This is a genomic window from Streptomyces sp. NPDC015661 (assembly GCF_043077765.1).
Taxonomy (GTDB): domain Bacteria; phylum Actinomycetota; class Actinomycetes; order Streptomycetales; family Streptomycetaceae; genus Streptomyces.
In genome coordinates this window covers 568,554-576,724 of record NZ_JBIBST010000005.1, presented here as the reverse complement: position 1 = coordinate 576,724, position 8,171 = coordinate 568,554, and the positions used below count along the sequence as shown (strand labels likewise).

The 8,171-nt window shown below is 72.7% G+C and carries 6 protein-coding genes; 3 read left to right on the top strand and 3 right to left on the bottom strand.

What is annotated here, in order from left to right; translation table 11 throughout:
- The first annotated feature begins 504 nt into the window (after positions 1-504).
- Entirely contained in the window at positions 505-954 is a 450-nt protein-coding gene (locus ACF07V_RS17135) for a PTS glucose transporter subunit IIA (protein WP_392154900.1), read from the top strand.
- 80 nt (positions 955-1,034) lie between these two features.
- Positions 1,035-2,705 carry a phosphoenolpyruvate--protein phosphotransferase gene (ptsP, locus tag ACF07V_RS17130; protein ID WP_392154899.1) on the top strand — a complete coding sequence of 557 codons (1,671 nt, stop codon included), beginning with the start codon at positions 1,035-1,037 and terminating at the stop codon, positions 2,703-2,705.
- A gap of 70 nt (positions 2,706-2,775) precedes the next feature.
- Here the strand turns inward: ptsP and ACF07V_RS17125 are convergent, their stop codons facing one another.
- Positions 2,776-3,666: a hypothetical protein gene (locus ACF07V_RS17125; protein WP_392154898.1), complete on the bottom strand. Its 891-nt coding sequence runs from the start codon at positions 3,664-3,666 to the stop codon at positions 2,776-2,778.
- Positions 3,667-3,689: 23 nt separating this feature from the next.
- Positions 3,690-4,979 (bottom strand): MFS transporter, encoded by a 1,290-nt coding sequence (locus ACF07V_RS17120; RefSeq protein WP_392154896.1) that lies wholly within the window; start codon positions 4,977-4,979, stop codon positions 3,690-3,692.
- A gap of 45 nt (positions 4,980-5,024) precedes the next feature.
- Between ACF07V_RS17120 and ACF07V_RS17115 the strand changes: the two genes are divergently transcribed.
- Entirely contained in the window at positions 5,025-6,344 is a 1,320-nt protein-coding gene (locus tag ACF07V_RS17115; RefSeq protein WP_392154895.1) for an aminotransferase class I/II-fold pyridoxal phosphate-dependent enzyme, read from the top strand.
- Positions 6,345-6,400: 56 nt separating this feature from the next.
- On the opposite strand, the gene ACF07V_RS17110 is transcribed toward ACF07V_RS17115, so the two are convergent.
- Positions 6,401-8,086, bottom strand: coding sequence for a serine protease (locus tag ACF07V_RS17110; RefSeq protein ID WP_392154894.1), 1,686 nt, complete (start codon positions 8,084-8,086; stop codon positions 6,401-6,403).
- Between the last annotated feature and the right edge of the window lie 85 nt (positions 8,087-8,171).

Below are 8,171 nucleotides of genomic sequence, written 5' to 3'. Positions count from 1 at the left end.
AATCTGGCGTTGATTTTTGGCACGCTGTTGAGTTCTCAAGGTGCGGACGCTTCCTTCGTTCCTGTTTCCAGGCCCTCCGGGCGCTTCCTTCGTTTTCCAGCTTAGCAGATCCGATTTCCGTTTCTGCCACCCGCTGGAGCGGGCTGCTGGGATGGGAATTCGCTTTCGCGTTTTCCGTTCCCGGCGGGGTTGAACATTACCAGGCTTTCTCGGTCCCCCTGACCACATCCCCTGCGAGCATGCAGAGGTGTAGACCACTGGGGTTAGGATCTGGCTTGATAGGTGCTGCCGACCCGCGACTCAAGGCCGCGTTGGGGTCAGGCAGGAGTACGACAGTACATCCCACCGTCAGTAGAGGCAAATCCTTCCGGTAGTCCCTAGCTCCGCACAACAGGTACGTCTCGTGCGGAACCGGGACTTCCTATGACATACGCTTCGGAACAGTACGCCGTCCAGGACAGGTAGTGACGGCGCCACACAATCTCCGCCCCTGGGAGGCTTCCCATGACAACCGTGACGTCGCCGCTTGCTGGACGCGCCATCGGTCTCGCCGCAGTTCCCGACCCGGTCTTCTCCGGTGCGATGGTCGGTCCCGGTACCGCCATCGATCCCGTACGTGAGGCTTCGGAGGCCGTCTCCCCGCTCGACGGGGTCATCGTCTCCATGCACCCCCACGCCTTCGTCGTCGTGGACGACGAAGGACACGGTGTGCTGACCCACCTCGGCATCGACACTGTCCAGCTCAACGGGCAGGGCTTCGAGCTGCTCGTCAACAAGGGTGACCGGGTGACGCGCGGGCAGGCCGTCGTCCGTTGGAACCCCGCCGAGGTCGAGGCCGCCGGCAAGTCCCCCATCTGTCCGATCGTGGCCCTGGAGGCCACCGCGGACTCGCTCTCCGATGTCGTCGAGGACGGCGATGTGAAGGCCGACGACGTGCTCTTCGGCTGGAGCTGAGCCGGTACGTCCTCGTGACGACCGCGAGTTCGACATTCAACGCGACGGCCGGGGCCGTCGCTCAATCGGAGACGGGTGAGATGGAGACAACGCTGCGAGGCGTCGGCGTCAGCCACGGAGTGGCGATCGGCGAGGTCCGGCACATGGGTACCGCGGTCCTGGAGCCGCCGGCCAAGCAGATCCCCGCGGACGAGGCGGAGCGCGAACAGGGGCGCGCCCGTCAGGCCGTGGAGGCTGTGGCCGCGGACCTGATTGCCCGGGGCAATCTGGCCGGTGGTGAGGCCCAGGCGGTGCTGGAGGCCCAGGCGATGATCGCCCAGGACCCGGAGCTCATCGCCGACGTCGACCGCCGGATCGCGGTCGGCAGCACGGCCGAGCGCGGTATCTACGACGCCTTCTCGCACTACCGCGAGCTGCTCGCGGGTGCCGGCGAGTACATGGCGGGCCGGGTCGCGGACCTGGACGACGTGCGGAACCGGATCGTCGCGCGGCTGCTGGGTGTGCCGATGCCCGGCGTGCCGGACAGCGACGAGCCGTACGTGCTGATCGCGCGGGACCTGGCGCCGGCCGACACGGCGCTGCTCGACCCGACGCTCGTGCTCGGGTTCGTGACGGAGGAGGGCGGTCCGACCAGCCACAGCGCGATCCTCGCGCGGGCGCTGGGCGTGCCGGCCATCGTGGCGCTGCCGGGCGCGGGTGAGCTGGCCGAGGGCACACTCATCGCGGTCGACGGTTCCACCGGTGAGCTCTTCGTGGACCCGAGCGAGGAGAAGAAGGCTGCGCTGACTAAGGCCGCCGCCGAGCGCAAGGCGGCGCTGGCGACGTCGAGCGGTCCGGGCGCGACCTCCGACGGTCACAAGGTGCCGCTGCTGGCCAACGTCGGTGGTCCGGCGGACGTGCCGGCGGCGGTGGAGGCCGGTGCCGAGGGTGTCGGTCTGTTCCGTACCGAGTTCCTCTTCCTCGACGACAGCAAGAAGGCGCCGTCCGAGGAGAAGCAGGTCGAGGCGTACCGCAAGGTGCTCGAGGCGTTCCCCGAGGGCCGTGTGGTCGTGCGGGTGCTCGACGCGGGTGCAGACAAGCCGCTGGACTTCCTGACTCCGGTGGACGAGCCGAACCCGGCGCTCGGTGTGCGGGGTCTGCGGTCGCTGCTCGACCACCCGGAGGTGCTGCGGACGCAGCTGACCGCGCTGGCGAAGGCGGCCGAGGGGCTGCCGGTGTACCTCGAGGTCATGGCTCCGATGGTGGCCGACCGTACGGACGCGAAGGCCTTCGCCGACGCGTGCCGTGAGGCGGGGCTGCGGGCGAAGTTCGGTGCGATGGTCGAGATTCCCTCGGCGGCGCTGCGGGCTCGCTCGATCCTTCAGGAGGTCGAGTTCCTGTCGCTGGGCACCAACGACCTGGCGCAGTACACCTTCGCGGCCGACCGTCAGGTCGGTGCGGTGTCGCGGCTCCAGGACCCGTGGCAGCCGGCGCTGCTTGACCTGGTGGCGCTGTCCGCCGAGGCGGCCAAGGCCGAGGGCAAGAGCTGTGGTGTCTGTGGCGAGGCGGCTTCGGATCCGCTGCTGGCGTGTGTGCTGACGGGTCTCGGTGTCACCTCCCTTTCCATGGGTGCGGCGTCGATTCCGTACGTGCGGGCGACGCTCGCGAAGTACACGCTGGCGCAGTGCGAGCGGGCCGCGGCCGCGGCGCGGGCCGCGGACACGGCGCACGAGGCGCGGATCGCCGCGCAGGCGGTGCTGTCCGGGGAGTGATCCCCTGAGGTGCTCGGCGAAGGGGCTTTCCGTCACGTGGTGGCGGGGAGCCCCTTCGTCGTGTGCGGGGTCAGTGGTGGGTGGTCCCGTCCTCGTGGGGGTCGGGGGCGAGGGGGTGGCCGGCGCGGTACTCGACGCCCGGTTCCGGGGAGAGGGGTTCGCCGGTGCGGGCGTCGGTGCAGTAGGCGGAGAAGACCTCGGCCTCGGTGAGGGGGATCAGGGTGCTGTCGGCGAGTCGCCAGCCGTGGAGGTGGTCGGGGGCGCCGGGGGTGGTGGTGCGCAGGACGATGCCGCCGGGTGCCGCGAGGGCGATGCCGGCGGCGAGTACGGCGGTGAACTCCGGTCCTGTGGCGTCCTCGGGGGGTGTGGTGCCGTGGGCGTGGAGGACGGCGAGGAGTTGGTCGTCGGCGGCCTGGACGCTGCAGACGAGGTGGTGGGTGCCCGGTCCCGCGGCGTCGAGGAGTCGTAGGAGAAGGCGGCCCGCCCGCTCGTACGCGGCTTTGCCGAGGTCCTTGCCGCAGTCGGCGCAGTCGCCGGCGGTGGCGAGGACGGTGGTGGCGTACTCCCAGGTGGCCTGTCGGACGGCGGTGTCGACGAGCTCGGGGAGGAGGGTGGTGAGGGGCTGCCCGGTGTAGGTGACGCGGGGGCCGGTGGTGGCCAGGTGGGCGGTGAATCGGCTGCGGCTCGTGGGGTGGTCGGGGTCGGTGCCGGTCTCGGCGCACCAGGCCGCGTACTCCTCGGGGTCGAAGAGGGTGACGGTGGTGTGGCCGCCCTGGTGGGCGAGGGTCCTGAGGAGGGCCTCGATCTGCCGCAGGTAGGTGGCGTGGTCGTCGAAGGCGAAGGTGCGGTACCGGCGCATGGCGGCGAAGTCCTGCTCGTCGGCGAGGAGTCCGACGGTGCTGGGGACCTCGCGGCGCAGGGCGCGGCGAAGCTGTGCGGTGGTGGTTCCGGTGCGGTTCATGTCTCCCCCTGGTGACGCTCCGATCAGTGCTCACTCACCGTAACCTTCGCCACTGACAGTGACGGTCGGGTGAGGCGTCGGCGGACGAGGCGGTTCTGGGCGGCGGTGGTGGCGACGAGGGCGGCACCGAGGAGGGGCCAGGCGAGGGGGCCTGCGGAGACGAGGCCGGTCATGAGGAGGGGGCCGGCGAAGCGCTGGGTGGACTGGGCGAGGCCGTGGACTCCGAGGTAGGCGCCCTGGGCGTCGTCGGGGGCGAGGGCGACGGAGATCTCCCAGGAGGCGATGGTGTGGATCATCTCGGCGAAGGTGAGGACGACGGCGGCGGTGATCAGGGAGGTGATCGCGAGGGTGCGGCCGCCGAGGGCGGAGACGGCGAGGGCGAGCGTGCCGGCGGCGAAGAGTCCGGCCAGGGGGACGAGGAGACGGCGGGCGGCGTCGGTGGTGGCGCCGAAGCGGGAGAGGGGGACCTGGAAGAGCACGACGAGGGCGCTGTTGATCACCATCAGGAGCGGCGCGAGGCCGACGGGGGCTTCGGTGGCGTGGACGATCCAGAGGGGCAGGGCGACCTGGAGGATCGAGTCGTGGAGGAAGAAGACGGCCTCGCCGGCGGTGAAGGCGAGGAAGCCGCGGTCGCGCCAGGGGTTGGAGGGCCTGGTCGTGGGTGCCGGGTCGGTGGAGGAGGCGGCGACGCGGGAGGTGGCGGGGGCGGGGGGTTCGGCGCAGCGGAGGGTGAGGGCGGCCATCACGAGGTAGGACAGGGCGTCGCCGACGAGCAGGAGTTGGAAGGCCGTGGTGGAGCCGATGGCGAGCGCGGCTGCGGCGCCGAGGCCGCCGAGGGTCCAGCCGAGGTTGGAGGTGGTGCGGTTGATGGCCTGGTAGCGGACGCGGTCGGGGCCGGCGACGCGGGCCGCGTAGAGCTTGGTGAGGACGTTGGTGGCGCGGTCGGGGAGGGCGCCGGCGGCGGAGAAGAGGACGAGCAGCAGGTAGTCGTCGGTGGTGAGGAGGGCGAGGAGGGCGGCGGCGCGGAGGAGTTGGGTGCAGATGATGACGCGGACGAGGGGGAAGCGGTCGGCGAGGCGGCCGCCGAGGGGGGCGCCGGCGATGCCCGCGGCGCCGGAGAGGGCGATGAGGAGGCCGACCTGGCCGAGGCCGAGGCCGGTGACGTAGGTGAAGTAGAGGGCCATGGCCGTGGACCAGAGTCCGGTGCCGCACTTGTCGATGAAGCCGATGACGAGCATGCGGCGGCCGTCGGTGCCGCCGGGGATGCGGTCCTTGAGGGGCGGGCGGGCGGGTCGGGTGGTGCTGCGGCTCATGGGTCCCCCTTGCCAACTTCTTTGTATTGATACATACTTGATTACGTGGCAGCACAATATGCGATCGAGGGGGCGACGGCCAAGGGGATTGCCGCGTCCGTGGAGCGGGGCGTGTCCGAGGGCGGGCTCGCCCCGGGCGACGCCCTGCCGCCGGTGCGGCGGCTCGCCGACGAGCTGGGGGTGAGTCCGGGGACCGTCGCGACGGCCTACAAGGAGTTGCGGCAGCGGGGGCTGATCGTCACGCGCGGGCGTGGCGGGACCGTGGTGGCCGAGGTGCCCTCGGCGGCCTCGCGGCGTCCGCCGCGCGTGCCCGCCGGCCTGGTGGACCTGTCCGCCGGGTTTCCGGACCCGGCCTTCCTCCCCGTACTGCGGCCCCCGGCGGCCGTCGACCCGGTGTACGGCTCCCATCGCGCGGCGCCCCGGCTCGCGCGCCTGGAGGCGCTGACCAGGGCCTGGTTCGAGCGGGACGGGGTGTCGGCGGAGCACGTGACGTTCGCGCACGGCGCCCTGGACTGCATCGCGCGGCTCCTGTCGACGGAGCTGCGGCCCGGGGACGCCGTGGCGGTGGAGGATCCCGGGTTCCACCATGTCCTCGACCTGGTGCCCGCGTTGGGGCTGCGGGCGGTCCCGGTGGCCGTGGACGGCGAGGGGCTCGTACCGGAGTCGCTGCGGGCCGCGCTGCGGGGCGGGGTGCGCGCGGTGGTGTGCAGCCCGCGCGGGCAGTGTCCGACGGGGGCGTTCTTCACGCGCGCGCGGAGGGACGAACTGGTGGCGGTGCTCCGGGGCTTCCCCGAGGTGCTCGTCGTCGAGGACGACCACAATGCGGAGGTCGGCGGGGCCGCGGCGTACACGCTCGCGGCGGCGGGGCTCGACCGGTGGGCACAGGTGCGGACCGTGTCGAAGCACCTCGGCATCGACCTGCGCTGGGCCGGGGTCGCGTGCGACGCGGTGACGCTGGCGCGGCACGACCGGCGGATGGTGATGACCTCGGGCTGGGTCAGTCACGTCCTGCAGGAGACGGTGACCGGCCTGTTCGCCGACGGGGCCGTACGGGACCTGGTGGCGGCGGGCGAGGAGGCGTACGCGGAGCGGCGCACGGCGCTGATCGGCGCACTCGGCACGCACGGGATCCGTGCGGTCGGCGCGAGCGGTCTCAATGTGTGGGTGCCCGTGCGGGACGAGTCGGCGGTGGTCAACGGCCTGCGGACGCAGGGCTGGTGGGTCGCGGCCGGGGCGCGGTTCCGTGTGGCGTCCCCGCCGGCGGTACGGATCACCACGGCGAGGCTCGCGCCCGGGGACGCGACGCGGCTCGCGGCCGACTTCGCCGAGGTCCTGGGGGACGCGCAGGCGACGTACGGCGGGTGACGCGCGGGCGCTCCGGGGCAGGCTCGGGCCTGTCCCGGAGCGCCCGACGGGGTGGTTCAGCGGGTGCGGAAGGCGTTGCGCTGGGTCTGGGTGAGGGTGTTGCCCCGGGTGTCGGTGAGTTCGGCGCGGAGCGAGACGGTCCGGCCGGGGGCCGGCGTGCGGAAGGCCACCTGGCCGTCGACGACGGGGACACGGGTCCAGGTGGCGCCGTTGTCGGCGGACACCGACACGCTCAAGGACCGGACGCCGGTGCCTGCGGCGGCGCCCTGGACGGTGACCGGCACGCGGAGCGTGGTTCCGGCCGGGGCGGTGCCGTCGAGGGCGAGGTCGGGGGTGAGGCGGACGGTGCTGAGGGGAAGGGCCGCCGGGCGGGCGGCTGCGGCCGAGGTGAAGGTCCAGGAGGCGGTGACGCGCCCGCTCGACACCAAGCCGTCGCCCCGGACCGCCGAGGCGGTCAGCCGGTACGAGGCCGCTCCGGGCGTGGTGGTGAACTCGGCGCGCCCGGGCTCGCCCCGGCGGGTGCCGATCAGGACGCCGTCGCGGTGGAGCGTGGTGGTCGCGCTGTGGAAGCGCGGTGCGCCGGGGGCGTGGCCGTCCCCGTCGGCGAGGAGCGGGATGTCGAGCGCGATCCGGTCGCCGTCGCGGACGCCGGCCGGCCGGGCGCCGGGCGACGTGTCGAGTGCGGGGCCGAAGACGGCGTTGTCGAAGGTGTGCGTGGTGGTCGCGCCCGCGTGGACCGCGATTCCGTTCGCGACGTAACGGTTGGGCGGTGTCTCGGGGGCGGACGGTCCGGTGTATTCGACGTCCCAGCGACCCCGCTCCGGATTGACCATGACGGTCGCGGTGGCGGGGAGTTCGAGGGACTGGGCGAGACCGACGGTGGGACCCGCGCTGGGCTGGACGGAGACGAACCCCTTCCCGGTCGCGCCTTCGGGGGCGGCTCCGCGGATCTTGAGGGTGGCCAGCCCGTCGGCCGCCGGGTGGCGGACGAGGCCGGTCAGGGCGCGGTCCGAGGTGAAGAGGTAGCCGAGCCCGTAGTCGGCGCGCGCGCCGGACCAGTAGGTGTCGAACCACTCCTTGACCGAACCCGATTCGGAGGCCGGGCCGAGGTGGGCGACGCGCAGGCCCTCGCGGGCCGTCATGATGTTCGCGGAGCGGGTGGTTCCCTCGTGGGTGACCTCGACGAACCCGATGCTGTTCAGGTAGCGCGCCCCCGACTCCGGCGGGCGGACGTCCACCGGGGCGGTCGTGCGGGCGTCGACGGTGACGGTCGTGTCGCCGTTCAGGTCCAGGCGGGGCTGGACGACCCAGTCGGTGCCGGTGGCCGGATCGGGGCCGTACAGCGTGGAGTCGAGCAGGTAGCGCCCCTTGGGCAGGCGGACGGTGACCGTGCCGGACTCGTCGTAGGGCGTGGCCTCCTCCTGCACCCCGGGGCCCGAGATGCCGGTGACATGGGTGCTGTAGCCGCCGGTGGCGGCGCCCGCGCGGTCGAGGTGCCGGATCGTCAGGGTGTACGTCTCGGGGACGCCGGACGCCGCCACGGCGGTCGGGGGCAGGGCGGAGAAGGTCGTGCCGGCGAGGACTCCGGCGAGGGCCAGGGTGCGCAGGACGGTGCGGCGGCCGGGGGTGCGGGGGCCCGCGGTCCCGGAATCGGTGGTCCGGGAGTCGGTGGTCCGGGAGTCGGTGGTCCGGGAGTCGGTGGTCCGGGAGTCGGTGGTCCGGGGTGTCGAGGAATCGTTCATGCCCAGCACTGCTCGTGGCGTGCGGTGCGTTCCCGTGACCTGGGCCACATCGGCGGGGCGCGCGGTGGCGCGTGTGGTCCAGGTC

Excerpts from the sequence above, each read along its gene's own strand:
- ptsP (WP_392154899.1), top strand. The coding sequence starts at position 1,035 with ATGGAGACAACGCTGCGAGGCGTCGGCGTCAGCCACGGAGTGGCGATC.
- ACF07V_RS17125 (WP_392154898.1), bottom strand. The coding sequence starts at position 3,666 with ATGAACCGCACCGGAACCACCACCGCACAGCTTCGCCGCGCCCTGCGC.
- ACF07V_RS17135 (WP_392154900.1), top strand. The coding sequence starts at position 505 with ATGACAACCGTGACGTCGCCGCTTGCTGGACGCGCCATCGGTCTCGCC.
- ACF07V_RS17120 (WP_392154896.1), bottom strand. The coding sequence starts at position 4,979 with ATGAGCCGCAGCACCACCCGACCCGCCCGCCCGCCCCTCAAGGACCGC.
- ACF07V_RS17110 (WP_392154894.1), bottom strand. The coding sequence starts at position 8,086 with ATGAACGATTCCTCGACACCCCGGACCACCGACTCCCGGACCACCGAC.